Annotated in this window: 17 protein-coding genes; 13 read left to right on the top strand and 4 right to left on the bottom strand. The window is 36.3% G+C overall.

What is annotated here, in order from left to right; translation table 11 throughout:
• Positions 1-84 precede the first annotated feature (84 nt).
• The 7 genes from ACFQ32_RS02375 (at position 85) to ACFQ32_RS02345 (ending at position 5,859) form a co-directional block, all read left to right on the top strand.
• Positions 85-741, top strand: coding sequence for a histidine phosphatase family protein (locus ACFQ32_RS02375; protein ID WP_046324757.1), 657 nt, complete (start codon positions 85-87; stop codon positions 739-741).
• Complete coding sequence (locus ACFQ32_RS02370) at positions 738-1,382, top strand: tetratricopeptide repeat protein (RefSeq protein WP_046324758.1); 645 nt, start codon at positions 738-740, stop codon at positions 1,380-1,382. The genes ACFQ32_RS02375 and ACFQ32_RS02370 overlap by 4 nt, the downstream gene beginning before the upstream one ends.
• Positions 1,379-3,754 (top strand): SF1B family DNA helicase RecD2, encoded by a 2,376-nt coding sequence (recD2, locus tag ACFQ32_RS02365; RefSeq protein ID WP_046324759.1) that lies wholly within the window; start codon positions 1,379-1,381, stop codon positions 3,752-3,754. Before ACFQ32_RS02370 ends, recD2 begins: the two co-directional genes overlap by 4 nt.
• A 9-nt stretch (positions 3,755-3,763) precedes the next feature.
• Positions 3,764-4,153 carry a DUF1828 domain-containing protein gene (locus ACFQ32_RS02360; RefSeq protein ID WP_046324760.1) on the top strand — a complete coding sequence of 130 codons (390 nt, stop codon included), beginning with the start codon at positions 3,764-3,766 and terminating at the stop codon, positions 4,151-4,153.
• A 37-nt stretch (positions 4,154-4,190) separates the two neighbouring features.
• Positions 4,191-4,502, top strand: coding sequence for an AAA family ATPase (locus ACFQ32_RS02355; RefSeq protein WP_052724642.1), 312 nt, complete (start codon positions 4,191-4,193; stop codon positions 4,500-4,502).
• 8 nt (positions 4,503-4,510) lie between these two features.
• Positions 4,511-5,302: an ABC transporter permease gene (locus tag ACFQ32_RS02350; protein WP_046324761.1), complete on the top strand. Its 792-nt coding sequence runs from the start codon at positions 4,511-4,513 to the stop codon at positions 5,300-5,302.
• A 134-nt stretch (positions 5,303-5,436) separates the two neighbouring features.
• Complete coding sequence (locus ACFQ32_RS02345) at positions 5,437-5,859, top strand: GNAT family N-acetyltransferase (protein WP_046325200.1); 423 nt, start codon at positions 5,437-5,439, stop codon at positions 5,857-5,859.
• A 137-nt stretch (positions 5,860-5,996) separates the two neighbouring features.
• On the opposite strand, the gene ACFQ32_RS02340 is transcribed toward ACFQ32_RS02345, so the two are convergent.
• From ACFQ32_RS02340 to def, 4 genes are all read right to left on the bottom strand, one after another.
• Positions 5,997-6,947 carry a diacylglycerol/lipid kinase family protein gene (locus ACFQ32_RS02340; RefSeq protein WP_046324762.1) on the bottom strand — a complete coding sequence of 317 codons (951 nt, stop codon included), beginning with the start codon at positions 6,945-6,947 and terminating at the stop codon, positions 5,997-5,999.
• A gap of 45 nt (positions 6,948-6,992) precedes the next feature.
• Positions 6,993-8,672, bottom strand: a complete 1,680-nt coding sequence (gene rnjA / locus ACFQ32_RS02335) for a ribonuclease J1 (RefSeq protein ID WP_046324763.1) — start codon at positions 8,670-8,672, stop codon at positions 6,993-6,995.
• Positions 8,673-8,677: 5 nt separating this feature from the next.
• The gene (locus ACFQ32_RS02330) at positions 8,678-8,902 is read right to left on the bottom strand and encodes a DNA-dependent RNA polymerase subunit epsilon (RefSeq protein WP_046324764.1); all 225 of its coding nucleotides are present in this window, start codon (positions 8,900-8,902) and stop codon (positions 8,678-8,680) included.
• A 175-nt stretch (positions 8,903-9,077) separates the two neighbouring features.
• On the bottom strand, positions 9,078-9,632 hold the full coding sequence (gene def / locus ACFQ32_RS02325) for a peptide deformylase (protein ID WP_046324765.1): 555 nt from the start codon (positions 9,630-9,632) through the stop codon (positions 9,078-9,080).
• A gap of 254 nt (positions 9,633-9,886) precedes the next feature.
• Here def and typA point away from each other — a divergent pair, with 254 nt between their 5' ends.
• The 6 genes from typA (at position 9,887) to ACFQ32_RS02295 (ending at position 15,426) form a co-directional block, all read left to right on the top strand.
• Complete coding sequence (gene typA / locus ACFQ32_RS02320) at positions 9,887-11,728, top strand: translational GTPase TypA (RefSeq protein WP_046324766.1); 1,842 nt, start codon at positions 9,887-9,889, stop codon at positions 11,726-11,728.
• 101 nt (positions 11,729-11,829) lie between these two features.
• The gene (locus ACFQ32_RS02315; protein ID WP_046324767.1) at positions 11,830-13,008 is read left to right on the top strand and encodes an FtsW/RodA/SpoVE family cell cycle protein; all 1,179 of its coding nucleotides are present in this window, start codon (positions 11,830-11,832) and stop codon (positions 13,006-13,008) included.
• Positions 13,005-13,346, top strand: a complete 342-nt coding sequence (locus ACFQ32_RS02310; protein WP_046324768.1) for a YlbG family protein — start codon at positions 13,005-13,007, stop codon at positions 13,344-13,346. The genes ACFQ32_RS02315 and ACFQ32_RS02310 overlap by 4 nt, the downstream gene beginning before the upstream one ends.
• Entirely contained in the window at positions 13,343-13,891 is a 549-nt protein-coding gene (gene rsmD, locus ACFQ32_RS02305; RefSeq protein WP_046324769.1) for a 16S rRNA (guanine(966)-N(2))-methyltransferase RsmD, read from the top strand. The genes ACFQ32_RS02310 and rsmD overlap by 4 nt, the downstream gene beginning before the upstream one ends.
• A gap of 9 nt (positions 13,892-13,900) precedes the next feature.
• Positions 13,901-14,380, top strand: coding sequence for a pantetheine-phosphate adenylyltransferase (gene coaD, locus ACFQ32_RS02300; protein WP_046324770.1), 480 nt, complete (start codon positions 13,901-13,903; stop codon positions 14,378-14,380).
• Positions 14,377-15,426, top strand: coding sequence for a SepM family pheromone-processing serine protease (locus tag ACFQ32_RS02295; RefSeq protein ID WP_046324771.1), 1,050 nt, complete (start codon positions 14,377-14,379; stop codon positions 15,424-15,426). The genes coaD and ACFQ32_RS02295 overlap by 4 nt, the downstream gene beginning before the upstream one ends.
• Positions 15,427-15,469 lie beyond the last annotated feature (43 nt).

The following is a 15,469-nucleotide window of genomic DNA, read 5'->3' as shown; positions in this document are numbered from 1 at the left end:
CCTTTTTATTTGTGTTCGTTTTTCTTTTAAACTAATTAAATGATAAACTAGATAGCAACAACTATAGAAAAGAGTAATTAATGAATGCAAATTTATTTTGTCAGACATGGTAAAACAGAATGGAATTTACAAAGACGATTTCAAGGAGCTCATGGTGACTCTCCACTTTTGCCTCAAAGCTTAAATGATATTCAAAAATTAGGCAATTTTTTAGCTGGCACCAAATTTGCCGGAATATATTCTAGTCCATTAAAAAGAGCTAAGGCTACAGCGGAGGGTTTAATAAAAACTTTGAGCTACCCCCTTGCAATTAAAGTAGATGATCGTCTGCGCGAATTCGATTTAGGAGCAATGGAAGGTCTCACTTTCGCTGAAGCTCAAACTAATTACCCCAAGCAAGTAACTGATATTTGGGATCATCCCGAAAAATATGACGGTCACAGTATAGGTGGAGAAAATTATTCTGAAGTCATTGCTCGCGGTAAAAGTTTTGGTCATGATATTGCGCTGAAGTTTAAGGCGGATGATAAAGTAATTGCTGTGAGTCACGGCGCGGCCTTAGGAGCAATTATGGGTGGATTGTTAGGCTATCCGTTGTCAGATATCAGACACAACGGTGGCTTAAGCAATACTAGTCTGACAGTTTTAGAAACAAAAGATAAAGGCAAGACTTTTAAAGCTTTAGTTTGGAACGAAACAGGATTTTTAGGTAGAAAAATGGTGGATTCAGATTCATTATGATAGAGAAAAGAAAATCAACAGGTAATTCCGATATTGTCCAAAAAAAAATACACGAATTAATTACGCAGATTGATGAAAAGCCAGATAGCAGTGAAAACTATTTAAAATTGGCCACCTTTTTAATAAAAGAGGGTAGCAGCGATCAAGCTACGGAGTTATTAAAAAAGGCTAAAAGTCTGGTTACTCATCCGCAGGATTTAGATTATGATCTGGCAGTGTGCTATTACTTGCAAGGTGAATTTAAAAAGGCCTTAAATATACTTAACCAGATTCCCAACGATGATTTAGTTTTATACCAAAAGGCTCTCGTTTTTTTCAAAATTGGACAAAAGCAAAAAGCACTTGCTTATGCTTTAACGATTAAACAAAGAGATGCCAAGACGTGGGAATTGATAGGAGATATTTGGCTTAGTCTTGGGGAAATCAATCAGGCAGAGTCAAGTTATAAAAAAATCAGGAAAGAGCAAAGGACGGCAAAAGTCAATTTCATGCTGGGAATCACAAGTTTGACACAAAACCGTCTAGAAGCAGAAAAGTATTTTGCCAAAGCTAAAGCGCAGGATCCCAAAGTTTTTGCCCAAGAAGAGCAAAAGTATGCTTCTGCACTAAAATTAATAACTAATGCGAGAAAGAAAAAATGACAACTTTTACCGGAAAAATTAACAGAATAGTTTTTGAAAATGACCAGGATCTATATAAGATACTTGATGTCACCATAATTGGCAAACTAGAAAAATACGATCGTGATGAAATTAAAGTTACCGGTAATTTTGGTGATGTCCAAGTTGGTGCAACTTATAGCTTTTCTGGCAGGCTAATTGTTCATAATAAGTTTGGCCTGCAATTTCGCTCAGATAACTATAAACTGGCTTTACCTCATGAAAAAGGCAGTTTAATCAGCTACTTGAGTTCAAGTAAATTTCCGGGAATCGGTAAAAAGGCAGCCAGTGCAATAATTTCAGACTTAGGAATGGATGCACTAACAATTTTAAAAGAAAAACCTGAAAAAGTAGCGACTTTGTCATTAACCAAAAAACAAAAAGATAGTCTGCTAAATGGTGTCAGCTTAATGGATTCTTATTCTGAAACTGTACTAAAATTAGCGCAATTTGGCTTAAATAAAAAAGTAGCTGGTAGACTTTACCAACTTTATCATGGTGACACTCTAACCAAATTGGAAGAAGATCCATATGCTTCTATTGCTGAAGTTACGGGCTATGCGTTTAAAAGTGCCGATCGAATCGGTAGTAAACTAGGAATTAGTTCCGCAGATCCTAAAAGAGTTAATGGCGCTATTTTTCAAATTTTACTTGATGAAGTTGCTAAAGAAGGTAATACCTACATCAAACTGGAACAGTTGCTAACAGAGGCTAGTAAATTGCTTCAAGTTGAGCAATTTGATGTTATAGCTGATTGCGTTAATAATCTCCAGCATCAAGGAAAAGTGGTGGTAATGGGTGAAAATGCAGCGCTGCAAGAAATTTATGAAACTGAAACTGATATTGCCAACGCAATGAAAAATCTAGTGGAAAAAAAGCAAAAGAGTTCAAATTACAGTGAAAAAGAACTAAACCTTGCTATTACTCACGCTGAAACCAAGTTAAAAATTCATTATGATAATACTCAAAAAGCAGCGATTAAAAATGCGCTGACTAATCCAATCTCAATTTTAACTGGTGGTCCAGGGACTGGCAAAACTACTATCATAAACGGTATTTTGTTAGCATTGAAAGAGCTGGCCGAAATACCATCATCGTCTCTTTATAGTACAGACCCACCATTTTTACTCGCTGCACCTACCGGTCGTGCTGCAAAAAGAATGGAAGAAATCACTGGTATTACCGCTAAAACAATCCATCGCTTATTAGGATTGGGAATTGGAGAAAATGATGCAACTGATTTGAACGAATTAAATGGTGAAATTTTAATTATTGATGAAATGTCAATGGTAGATATGTTTTTGTTTAAACAGTTGGTTTATAGCATTAATGAGACTAAACATATTGTTTTCGTAGGAGATAAAGATCAACTGCCTTCTGTTGGTGCAGGAAATGTGTTTGCTGATTTGATCAAATCGCAAGCTTTTCCCACTACAGTTCTCAAGCAAATCCACCGTCAAGGTGATGATTCCAGCATTATCACACTTGCTCATGACATTAATATGGGTAAAAATGTCCAAGAATTATTTCAAAAAACCAGCAACTATTCCTTCATTTCTTGTCCACCTCATGAAGTCGCTCACGTAGTTAGTCAAATTGTTGAGCGAGCTTTGGCAAAAGGTTTTAATCCCGATGATATCCAAGTCTTAGGGGCTATGTATCAGGGCGATGGCGGAGTAAATAATTTGAATGATGTAATTCAGGAAATTATGAATCCAGCTAAGCCAAACAGTAAAATTCTGGAAGTGCATGACGAGATTTTTCGTATTGGTGATCGCATTCTACAGCTGCAAAATAATCCGGAAAAAGATATTTATAACGGTCAAATCGGCAAAATTTTAGCAATTGATAACGAAAATTCGCAAAAGTGTATGGTTGCTGACTTCGATGATAGGGAAATTACTTTTAGCAAAAAGGATCTTTTCGATTTAACTAGAGCATATGCAATTACTATTCATAAAGCCCAGGGTTCTGAATTTCCTTTAGTTATCCTTAGTCTGACTATGCAAAATTATGTCATGCTCAAACGTAATTTGTTATATACTGCTGTTACTCGTGCAGAAAAAAATTTGGTTTTAATTGGTGACCCCCGTGCTTATGAAATGGCTTTGACTACTTCAGGTAACGATCGCAAGACTGGCTTAACTACTAAATTACAAGCGACGTTAAAAGTTGAGCCCAAGGAAACTAAGAAGCAGATTCCAGCTAAAAGTGACCAAGACGTTGTATCAAATTCTGAAGATATAAGTTATGAGAAAAAGAATTATATTTTGACACCTGAAATGATATACTCTGGACAGATAGATCCTATGATTGGGATGCAAGATGTCAAGTTAGTAACAAGAGCGGGGTAAAAATTCGCTATGATAGGAAAAAATGCTGATTTGAATGAGTTTAATGATGCTTTACAAATATGGGTTAATAATCATACTCATGTTTTATTGCTGGATCAAATTACCCTGGAAGTTGAAACAATTTATCGAGATTCTTTTAATGAGTCAGTTTATTGTTTTGTAGAAAGAACTGCAAAAGAAAAGTTTATTGTCAGTGATGATGGCCGTTCACTTTTCAAGCTTGATCCTAGTGCAAGTGACGTTGATTTAATAGCAACTATTGGTGATATAGCGATAGCCTCAGAGTTTAATTTTAATCTCCAAAATGGCGTTATCAGTGCTAAAGCTGACAGAGAAAATTTAATCGACACCATTATGCGTTTAGCGCAACTACAAGTAAATATTTCATATCTTAATTAAAAAATTTTTCAAATGAACTTAATACTTTTTTCAGAACTTGTCCACTGGCTTAAAGAAAAAAGCTGCTATTTTGGTGGGAGCAGCAATGGGAACAGAAGTTTTACTCTTAGATGAACCCTCGAACGGTTTGGACATAGCTGCTCAAGAGGATTTAGCCTCTTTTATTCTTGATTTAAAAAATAAGAATGGCAATATTATTTTTATTTCATCGCATGACACTCAGATGCTCTCTGGAGTTGTTGATCATTATCTGTTCTTAAGAGATGGCCAAATAGAGCAAAATATTGAACATAAAATGGCTGAAAATGACCTAATTTCTGAGTATCGTGGAATTTATAAGCGAAAGTAGGAAACAAAATGAAAAAAATCAAAAAGCTATTTAATATTTTTTGGATACAATTATATTTAGAGCTAAAACTACAAATTCGTTATGTTAATTCTGCTATTAGTTCGCTTGTTTTATATGCCGGAGCTTTCTTAGTTGTTATCCTTTTCACCAACCCTGCCCAGTTGGGCCAGGCATATGGTACCAAACAAGGGGTTTTATTTACCATTGTTGGCTTTTTGTTTTGGAGTATTGGTATTGCCTCATTGGGTGGATGTAGTAATGGGGTGGAGACTGATGAGCGAACTGGTCTGCTTGAAAGTGAAACTCAATCCGTATTTCCCTTGTGGGTTCTATACTTTATTCAAACTTTGGCAGAAAACTTATTTGTTTGGATCTATCTCTTAATTATAGGACTTGTAGCCTCGTTTTTTTCAATGTTCACAGTAGCGGAATTATTAAAAGCTATATTATTGACGTTTGCTTTTTCCTTAATTTCCAACTTAGGAATGTTTGGCATCGGAATGATTTTTGCTTCTGGCTCCATTAGATTTAAAAGAATGGGACAGTGGGCTACTATTTTGCAGGCTTTATTGCTAATGTTGTCAAATGTTTATTTTCCAGTATATAATGCTTTTCAGGAGGTTATTCCTTACGTGGGCGGCATTGAAATAGTGCGGCAAATATTTCTTGGTCATGGAGTTTCATTGTCGAAACTGATGTTATTGATAGTGGTAAATGTAATTTGGTTCTTGTTTGGTATATTGATTTTCAATTATTGTATTAAAAAAGAGCGCAAAAACGGTTCATTTGACGCATTTTAAGTTAGAGAAAGGTGATATTTATTTTAACGTTTAAAAATGTTAAATGGGGAACAAAAAATTATTTTAAAGTAAAAAAATTATATTTAAGTGCATTTCCAAAAAGAGAGCGGTTTCCAATTAGTGGCTTGCTTGCAATGGGTCTGCAAAAAAGAGTAAATTTTCAGGCCGTTTATGACCAAGAAAATTTTATAGGTTTAATTTTCTGGACTTATGCGAAGCAAATCATTTATATTGGGTATTTGGCAGTTAATCCAATCTGGCGTGGCAAGGGCTATGGTAGTGAGATTTTAAATCTAATGAAAAGAAACCATCCAGGTCAGGAAATTGTTTTGGACATTGAACCAGTTATTAAAACAGCAAAAAACTACTCTCAAAGGATCAACAGATTATTATTTTACAAACATAATGGCTTCAAACTAACTCAAGATAATTTAGTTGACGAAGGAGGTCGTTATTCGATTTTAAGCTCAGATAAACACTTTAAAAAGCGTAGTTTAAGTCAACTGCTTGATCATATGAGTTTTAATTGCTATAAGTATAAAATTGTAAAAAGGTAATAATAACTAGCGGTCTAAAAGACTGATATTAAAAAGTGTATATCTTATTAAGGCAAATGTAGTCAAACACAAAAAACCGAGCATAGCAAATGCTCGGTTTTTGTGTTTTTTCTAGGTAGTGACAAAACTAATTTTTTTTAGCGTAAAAGATTAAAACTTGAAACAGAAAAATTAATGTTAAAAATATTACGTTTAATTTCTTCCCCATCTACTTGGGCATATTCTTTTTTTATTGTTGTTACTTTAACTTTATTAGTTTCAAAATAATGAAATTGAGGGTCATTGACATGTGAGCCATCTTTTAGGAGGTTGATAAATAGTTTAATCAATTTGGCTAAGCTAAATTTTTCAACCACCACGGTGTATATTTTATGGCTGTCAATTTTAGCACTGGGTAAAAGGGGCAGACCTCCGCCCAAATAGGGATGATTAGTTGTGGTAACCATGAAAGCATCATCAAAATGGAATTTTTGACCATTTTTTTCAATATCGACAATAAAAGTATCTTGCTTGGTAACAGTTGCTAAAACATTACAGCCGTAAATTAATTTACCTTCACTAAGATAATTCAGAACCTTTTTCAATTTTGAAATATTACTATTATGGTTGACAAATGCGTCAAAGCCGATGCCAAAGCTATTGGCAAAATAATACTTCTTATTAGGGGCAATATCAGGAAAAATAAAAGTCCCGCAGTCTATCCGCTCTGGTTTAAATTCTTGTTGTAAATGATCTATAAGAACTTTCGGATCATTAGTTAAGTTAGCAGCGCGCGCAAAGTCATTACCTGTTCCTGCAGGTAGGTAGGCAATAGGAGTTTTCGGATTTTGGGATCTTTTAATTCCATTTAGCACCTCATTAAGAGAACCATCACCACCGATTACTAACAAAATTTCCGTGGGTGAGTGCTTTTGGTCACCATATTCTTGTGCAATGTAAATAGCCTCCCCGGCATAAGTGCTTTTTCGCAAGTCAAAGTTAATGTTTTCATTGATTAATAAAGCTGTGGTTCTCTTGAGTGCTTTTTTGGCACGCCCGTTACCAGCTACTTCATTAACCAAAAGATGTATTTTTAATTTGTTATCCATAAAATTTCATTCATTACATAAAAAGCCCTTAAAAAGGGCTTTTCGTTATTTTTTCTCAACTAACATTGGTAAAATCAGCGGCCGTCTTTTTGTCTTAGAATATAGAAAATCAGAAAGGTTAGCAATAATGGCATTGCGAATCACACTGTCTTTAGGATGCTCCGTTTTGTCCATTTCAGACTTTATAATGTGATAAATATGCTTTTGAGCCTGGTTGATTAATTCAGTAGATTCACGCATATAAACAAAACCACGACTCAAAACATCGGGGCCAGCTAAAACGCGTTTGTGCTTGTAATCAACTGTTGCAACCACAACTACTAAACCGTCTTCGGATAAGACCTGGCGATCATGAACGACGACATTGCCTACATCGGCTGTGCCAGATGTATCAACATAGACATCGCCAGCTGGAATATGACCAGCTATGCGGGAGCCTTCTGGTCCAAAACAAATGACTTCACCATTTTCTAAAACAAATGTATTTGCGGCTGGAACTCCTGCTGCTTGTGCCAATTCAGTATGAATGACCTGCATGCGGTATTCACCGTGAACCGGAATCATGTACTTAGGTTTTGTTAGACGAACCATCATTTTTAATTCTTCTTGACCACCATGTCCTGAGGTGTGGACATTATTAATGCGGCCATGAACTACGCTGGCGCCACCTTCCATTAACTTGTTAATCAAATGATTGACACTTAACGTGTTGCCAGGTATTGGGTTTGAAGAAAAAATCACTGTATCGCCGGGCTGTAAACTAATTTGTCTGTGGGTTCCATTTGCTATTCTGGAAAGAGCAGCTAAAGGTTCGCCTTGTGAGCCGGTACATAAAATCATCACTTGTTCAGCTGGTGTGTGATTTATTTCGTTAGCATCTACAATCAAGCCGTCAGGAACATTCAAATAGCCCAAATCAATGCCATTTTGCACACCGTTTTCCATACTGCGTCCAAAAATGGCAACTTTACGTCCGGTATCTATTGCTGCCTGGATAGCAGTCGATACGCGGTAAAGATTAGAGGCGAAGGTAGCAAAAATTATGCGACCGTGGATCCCCGTAATGATGTCATGCAATGATTTAGCTACAAAACGCTCGGACTTAGTAAATTGGGTGACTTCAGCGTTAGTTGAATCGGATAATAGCACCAAAACTCCCTCGTTACCTAATTTAGCCATCTTTTGAAAATCCGGAGCAGGTTGGTTCATTACCGGTGTTAAATCAAATTTGAAGTCTCCTGTAAACACGACCGCACCTAGCGGGGTATGAACAGCTATGCCTAAGGTATCCGGAATAGAGTGAGTGGTTCTGAAAAAAGTAACCGTTAGTTTCTTGAATTTAAGAACAGTGTCCTCGTGCTCTTCGTGTAATTCTGTTGTCCGCAAAATGCCGTGTTCTTCAAGCTTGCCCTTAATTAAAGCTAAGGCAAATGGTGTGGCATATACGGGAATTTCCGGAATCTTTTCAAGCAGAAATGGTATTCCGCCAATATGATCTTCGTGTCCGTGGCTAACAACAAGTGCTTTAATCTTTTTGCGGTTTTTAATTAAATATGAATAGTCAGAAATGACGTAATTAATACCAAGAAGATCATCTTCAGGGAATTTAATTCCGCAATCCATAATAATAATTTCGTCTTGGTACTGTACACAGTACATATTCTTGCCTATCTCGTGCAACCCCCCGATTGCAACGACGGCTACTTCATTATTTTTTATTCGCACAGATATTACTTCTTACTCTCAAAAGAAGTTAGCTTAAAATCGGCATGCTCCTTTTCATAAGTCAGTGAATTACCGGCTAATTCTTGGATGAGTTCAATATTATAGGGGGTATTTTCCTCAACCATAGTCCTTGCGGCGACCAAATTTTCTGCCTCAAGGTAAAGAGTCTTGGTTGTTTCTCGTCTAGGATTGACAACCTTGTCTTTTTGATACAAAACTTTGTAGATCATATTTGTATTCTCCTTATTCAGTTAATAAAACGTTCTAATTTTGGACAGCATTAAAGCTTCCAATAGCTAGTAAAATTCTACCATACATGCAAAAACAAGTATAGAATCAAGTTTTGCCAGCTTTATTAAAAAAGCCGTCAAAACGATAGCTGACGACATAAATATTTGTGAAAAATTAATAAATGACTACGGTATCTTCATCTAATTTAAATGGGTCTTGTTTATTGATGCGGTCGTAAAAAAGATGACCCCGCAAATGTTCAATTTCATGTGACGCTACGATTGCAGGATAATCCTTTAGACGAATTGTTTTTTCTTCACCAGAAACAGTATAATAATGAATTTTCAATTTATCAGGACGGGGCACATAACCATCAATTACTTTGTCAACGCTTAGACAACCTTCACCTTCACTTAAACAAGCTTGTCTGACAGATTCGGATAAAATTTCCGGGTTAACAAAAGTTTCCTTGAAAACTATTTCATTTTTATCATTTGGTACTAATAATGAGGCCATCTGGACGCTCTCACCAACCTGAGGTGCGGCTAAACCAACGCCAGCACGTAATTGGTGCTTTTTTGCAATTTTAGGATCTTGAGAGTTAATCAGATATTCCATCATTTCTTTTGCTAAATTTTGATAATGTTCGCTTAAAGGAAAAGTTAGTGGTTTGGCTACCTTGCGTAATACCGGATTTCCATCTCGGGTAATATCTTTCATTAATATCAATTACATTCACTCTTTCATAAAAGTTTATAGTTATATTTGTAACATAAAATAAACTAATTTGTCTGCTTTTTATTCTATACTAAATTTTTAATTTGAAAAAGAGGGATAAACGTTGACCCTTAAACAGTTAGGTGGTAAAATCAATGAGCGTAAATATACAGATATGAAACACTTCGATCAGCATGTTTTTGACGTGCCGCCGAAACTGTGACCACGTCACAGTTTTTTTATTGAGGAGTGGAGGAGGAATACTTTTGTCAGAAAAAAGAAGAAACGATATTAGAAATATAGCTATCATAGCGCACGTTGACCATGGTAAAACTACTTTGGTTAACCAATTATTGAAGCAATCCGACACTCTCCCTGAACATATGGCTCTGGAAGATCGGGCAATGGACTCCAACGATATTGAGCGTGAGCGTGGTATTACTATTTTATCTAAAAATACTGCGGTTAAATATGGTGACACTACCATCAATATTTTGGATACTCCAGGACATGCCGATTTTGGTGGTGAAGTTGAACGAATCATGCATATGGTCGATGGTGCCTTATTGCTGGTTGATGCTTATGAAGGTACTATGCCGCAAACTCGTTTCGTACTCAAAAAGGCATTAGAGGCTGGAGTTAAGCCCATTGTGGTTATCAATAAAATTGATCGTCCTGGTGCTCGTCCGAAAGAAGTTCTTGACGAAGTTTTGGAATTATTTATCGAACTTGGTGCTAACGATGAACAACTTGATTTTCCAGTCGTTTATGCATCGGCCTTGAATGGTACCTCATCCTATGATCCAGATCCTGCTAAACAGGAAGAAACGATGAATCCTATTTTTGACACTATTATTAAGGCTATTCCTGCGCCTATTGACAATGCTGATGAGCCTCTGCAGTTCCAAATTACAATGCTTGACTGGGATGATTATGTTGGTCGAATTGGCGTTGGCCGTATTTATCGCGGTAAAGTTAAAGTTGGCGATAATATCACTGTGATGAAGCGTGACGGTTCTACCCAAAACTTTAGGGTTACCAAATTATTTGGTTTCTTCGGTTTGAAGCGTAATGAAATTACTGAAGCTAAAGCAGGGGATATCATTGCCATTAGCGGTATTAACGATATTTTTGTTGGTGAGACTATTGCTTCTGCCGAAAATCCGGAAGCATTGCCACTTCTTAAAATAGATCCGCCAACTTTGCAAATGGATTTTGTTGCCAATGACTCACCATTTTCTGGTCGTGAGGGTGACAAAGTTACGCCTAAGAAGTTAGAGGATCGACTAATTAAGCAAACACGTACCGATGTGTCGTTAAGAGTTGAGCCGACAGACCAATTGAATGCCTGGACTGTATCTGGTCGTGGTGAATTGCACCTTTCAATTTTAGTTGAAGAAATGCGGCGGGAAGGTTTTGAATTACAATTATCAAGACCAAAGGTAATTTATCGTGAAATTGACGGCAAAATGTGTGAACCATTTGAAGCTGTCCAGGTTGATACTCCTGATGAATATGTTGGCTCTGTCATTGATTCTCTTTCACAAAGAAAAGGTGAGATGAAGAATATGACTTCAACTGGCAATAATCAAACCCGTTTAGATTTCTTGGTTCCTTCTCGTGGCTTAATTGGTTATAATAATGAATTTATGTCCCAAACAGGTGGTTATGGCATTATGAACCACAGTTTTGATTCATATAAGCCAGTTGTCAAAAATTGGGAACCGGGACGGCAAAATGGTGCTTTAGTATCGATTAGCCAGGGTAAATCAACTACGTATTCTTTACAAACTGTTGAACAACGTGGTGAATTATTTATTGGTGCTGGAGTAGAAGTTTATGAAGGGATGATTGTTGGCCAATCTTCCCGTGATCGTGATATTGCGGTCAACGTTATTAAAGGTAAGAACTTAACTAACACTCGTGCTGCTGGGAAAGATCATGCTGCCGCAATCAGAACTCTTAAGACTTTAACACTTGAAGAGGCCATTGAATTCTTAAATGATGATGAATACTGTGAAGTAACTCCTGATTCAATTAGATTAAGAAAGAAAATTCTCAATACTTCAGAAAGACAAAAAGCTGATAAGAAACGTAATAAAAAATAAATAATTGTTTTAGAAGGGCACTCACTGATGAAGTGGTGCTCTTTTTGTTTTATAATGCTTATAATAAAGGTAGATTAAGTTACAGAAGGAGAGGTCGGCTAGTGCGGCAAAAACTTCACCATTTAAATTACAATATTTTCATACCTTATATTCTCTTAGTCGTTTTTGGAATTGTAATGGTTTATTCGGCTAGTTCGGACATATTACTAGTTAATGGCTTTAACCCAGCGATATATGGTATTCGCCAGGCTCTGTATGCACTTTTTGCCGTATTTGTTTGCTGTGCTCTGTGCTTTTTCTTAAAACTAGAAATTTTCAAGAGTCGCAAATTTGTTATCTGGTTTTTAGGTCTTAGTTTTTTGCTGCTCATTTACCTAATTCTCTTGAAAATTTTTAAGGGATCTGCCGCAGCTGTAAATGGTTCTGTTGGCTGGATTGATTTAAAGATAATAAAGATTCAACCATTAGAAATTGCCAAGCTGTCGCTGATAATTTATTTAGCTTATTTCTTAGACCGTCATGATGGAGCTTTCAAAAAAGGCCAAATTATTCGTAATTTGTATAGGCCAGCAATTTTAGCTGCTTTTATGATGCTTTTGGTTATACTTGAACCGGATTTTGGCGGTACTGCTATTTTAGCCATGATTGTGATTATCATGTTTTCTGTTTCTGGTGTTCCTGCTAAAAATGCAGTATTATGCTTAATTGGTATTGCAGTTGGAATATATTTATTTATCTTCCTAGTTATCAAATTGAATCCTGCTTTTTTACAAAATAAGTATCAATATCACCGTTTTATGTCTTTTCTGCATCCTTTTGAACTTGAGCAAAAGGGTGGTGCCCAGCTAGTTAATTCGTATTATGCTATTCATAATGGTGGTTTGCTCGGAGTAGGATTAGGCAATAGCATGCAAAAACGGGGCTATCTCCCGGAACCTTACACAGACTTTATTTTAGCTATAATTGCAGAAGAAATTGGGGTTATTGGTGCTCTAGTCATACTAAGTCTTATGTTTTATCTTATATGGAGTATCATGGAAGTTGGTATCCATGCCAGTTCTCAATTCAATGCTCTGGTATGTTTTGGAGTTACTACAATTATCTTTATTCAAACTCTGTTTAATGTAGGTGCCGTGCTTGGTCTATTGCCTATAACCGGGGTCACATTACCTTTTATTTCCTACGGTGGCTCTTCCTTAATTATCTTATCAGCCGCTATTGGGATTGTACTGAACATATCAGCAAATGAACGAATCGAACAAGAAGGAAGTTTTAAATGAGCATCAAGCAAGACTTAACCAATAAAAATATTAGCCAAAGGCTGAGCATTATTGTTTATTTAAATTCAGTCAGCAACCAATATAAGCTAAGGCATTATGGTGATATAGTATATTTTTCTAAAAAATTCGGTTATTGTATTTTATATGTAAATCAAAATGAGATCGATCAAGTTATTCGGAATCTGAATGCACTTGATTTTGTTGACAGGGTTGAAAGATCAAAATGGGATCAAATCGATCTTTCAAGTGATCATATTGAAAAACAAATTACGGATTTAGCAGCAGATGCTGAAAGAAAGTTACAAGAACGTCAGGAAAATACAGAACAAATATTATGAGAATTATTTCTGGAAAATATGCCAAAAGAAATTTATTTACTTTAAAGAGTCAAAAGACAAGACCGACTAGTGATAAAGTTAAAGAGTCACTGTTTAATTCATTAGGTCAATTCTTTTCTGGTGGTGAAGTCCTTGATCTATATGGCGGAAGTGGTGCTTTAGCAATAGAAGCCGTTTCTCGCGGTTGTCACCATGCCGTGATAATAGACATTAATTACCAGGCCGTAGCGATTATTCGCAAAAATATTGCCTTGACCAAAGAGCCTAATCTTTTCTCTGTATATAAGATGTCCAGTAAAGCCGCCTTGAATAAATTGGCTGAAGAGCAACAGAAATTTGATTTAGTTTTTTTGGACCCGCCATATGCAAAGCAAAAAATCGCGTCTGATATGGCAAAAATGCGTGATTTAGCTTTGCTACATCAAGGAGCAATAATAGTAGCTGAAACAGATGATCAGACGGATTTGGAGGTAGTTGCTGGTTTTGAGTTTATTAAAGAAAAGCACCTGGGTAAAACCATTATCCGTTTTTATCGAAAGGAATAAAAAATAATAATGAGTGTAGCAATTTTTCCGGGCAGTTTTGATCCTGTTACTAATGGACATGTTGATGTTATTAAGCAGGCAGCTGCAATTTTTGATAAAGTTTACGTAGTAGTAATGGTTAATACGGCTAAAAAATATCTTTTTAAGGATAACGAAAGGCAAAAATTATGCCAAGCTGCTGTTAAAAGCCTGCCAAATGTTGAGGTGCTGCTAAAGCCTGATCAGCTGACAGTTAATGTAGCACGAGATTTACACGCAAATGTTATCGTGCGGGGAGTCAGAAACACTACAGACTTCTTATTTGAACAACAGATTGCGGAAATGAATAGAAAAATGGCAAATGATATTAGTACAGTCTTGCTTTTTACTAAACCGGAAAATAGTTATGTTGCATCTAGTATTATTAAAGAAATTGCACAATTTAATGGTGATTTTAATAGTTTCTTGCCCAGCGAGGCTGCAAAGGCTTTAAAGGAAAAATTCTCATGAATAAAGAAGAAAATCATGCTAAAAGAAATAGTAAAACACGTAAATGGCTGCTTTTTATTCTGACTCTTTTTCTAGTTTTTATTGGGTTGAACTGGCCAACAAATTATTATATTGAAATGCCGGGAAGCGCAGTTCCAGTAGGACAATTTGTGAAAAGTAAGGCCAAGGCGCCCAATAATTTCTATCTAGTTACAGTTAGTGAAACTAGCCAGCCGGCATCTGTCTGGGAGTACCTTTTTAGTTATACTCAAAAATATGCCAGTCGCATTCCCAAGTCTGAATTACTGGGTAATTCAAGTAACAGTCAGTATCAGGAACTACAAAATTGGTATATGCAAACAAGTCAGCAAAATGCACTTTATTGTGCGGCTAAAAAGGCAGGTCTTAAGCCTAAACTGCATTATAAAGGCGTATATGTTATGCAGGTACAAAAGGGTTCCAGTTTTAGAAATAAGTTGCAAATAGGAGATACCGTTTTGGGAGCAAATGGTCATAAATTTCGCTCAACTGAAGAAATGATCAATTACTTTCAAAAGAAAAAGATTGGCTCTGAAGTTGTAATTAATGCTTTGCGTGAACAGAAAAAAATAGATTTCAAAGGGAAAATCGTTAAAGTTGCAGGGACAGGAAAGCCAGGTATTGGCATTCAATTGGTTGAACATTTACAGGTCGAAACCCATCCTCAAGTAACGATTAATGCTGGCGCAATTGGTGGCCCTTCAGCTGGTTTAATGTTTACCTTGACCAGTTACGAAGTTTTTTCGGGTAAACATTTGGCTCAAGGACATAAAATAGCTGGGACTGGAACTATCAGTCCTACTGGCAAAGTTGGCATGATTGGCGGCGTTGATAAAAAAGTAGTAGCTGCTGACAAAGCCGGCGCTGAAGTGTTTTTTGCCCCGACGGATACTGCAGGAATGAAAAAAGTCACCAGCAATTATTTATTAGCTAAAAAAACAGCTAAGCAGATTGGTACTAGAATGAAAATAGTTCCCGTTCGTACTTTTGATGATGCACTCCATTATTTACAACAAAAATATCAATAATTACTAAAAGCCCAAGTTTTTGGGCTTTTTTTGCGTACTTATC

Source organism: Lactobacillus melliventris (assembly GCF_042679465.1).
GTDB lineage: Bacteria > Bacillota > Bacilli > Lactobacillales > Lactobacillaceae > Lactobacillus > Lactobacillus melliventris.
The sequence above is the reverse complement of the archived record's forward strand: the minus strand, read 5'-3'. Positions and strand labels throughout refer to the sequence as shown.

Coding starts and splice junctions, on each gene's coding strand:
- ACFQ32_RS02295 (WP_046324771.1), top strand. CDS start 14,377: ATGAATAAAGAAGAAAATCATGCTAAAAGAAATAGTAAAACACGTAAA.
- ACFQ32_RS02360 (WP_046324760.1), top strand. CDS start 3,764: ATGATAGGAAAAAATGCTGATTTGAATGAGTTTAATGATGCTTTACAA.
- coaD (WP_046324770.1), top strand. CDS start 13,901: ATGAGTGTAGCAATTTTTCCGGGCAGTTTTGATCCTGTTACTAATGGA.
- ACFQ32_RS02375 (WP_046324757.1), top strand. CDS start 85: ATGCAAATTTATTTTGTCAGACATGGTAAAACAGAATGGAATTTACAA.
- ACFQ32_RS02340 (WP_046324762.1), bottom strand. CDS start 6,947: ATGGATAACAAATTAAAAATACATCTTTTGGTTAATGAAGTAGCTGGT.
- ACFQ32_RS02370 (WP_046324758.1), top strand. CDS start 738: ATGATAGAGAAAAGAAAATCAACAGGTAATTCCGATATTGTCCAAAAA.
- recD2 (WP_046324759.1), top strand. CDS start 1,379: ATGACAACTTTTACCGGAAAAATTAACAGAATAGTTTTTGAAAATGAC.
- ACFQ32_RS02350 (WP_046324761.1), top strand. CDS start 4,511: ATGAAAAAAATCAAAAAGCTATTTAATATTTTTTGGATACAATTATAT.
- rsmD (WP_046324769.1), top strand. CDS start 13,343: ATGAGAATTATTTCTGGAAAATATGCCAAAAGAAATTTATTTACTTTA.
- ACFQ32_RS02330 (WP_046324764.1), bottom strand. CDS start 8,902: ATGATCTACAAAGTTTTGTATCAAAAAGACAAGGTTGTCAATCCTAGA.
- ACFQ32_RS02310 (WP_046324768.1), top strand. CDS start 13,005: ATGAGCATCAAGCAAGACTTAACCAATAAAAATATTAGCCAAAGGCTG.
- ACFQ32_RS02345 (WP_046325200.1), top strand. CDS start 5,437: ATGGGTCTGCAAAAAAGAGTAAATTTTCAGGCCGTTTATGACCAAGAA.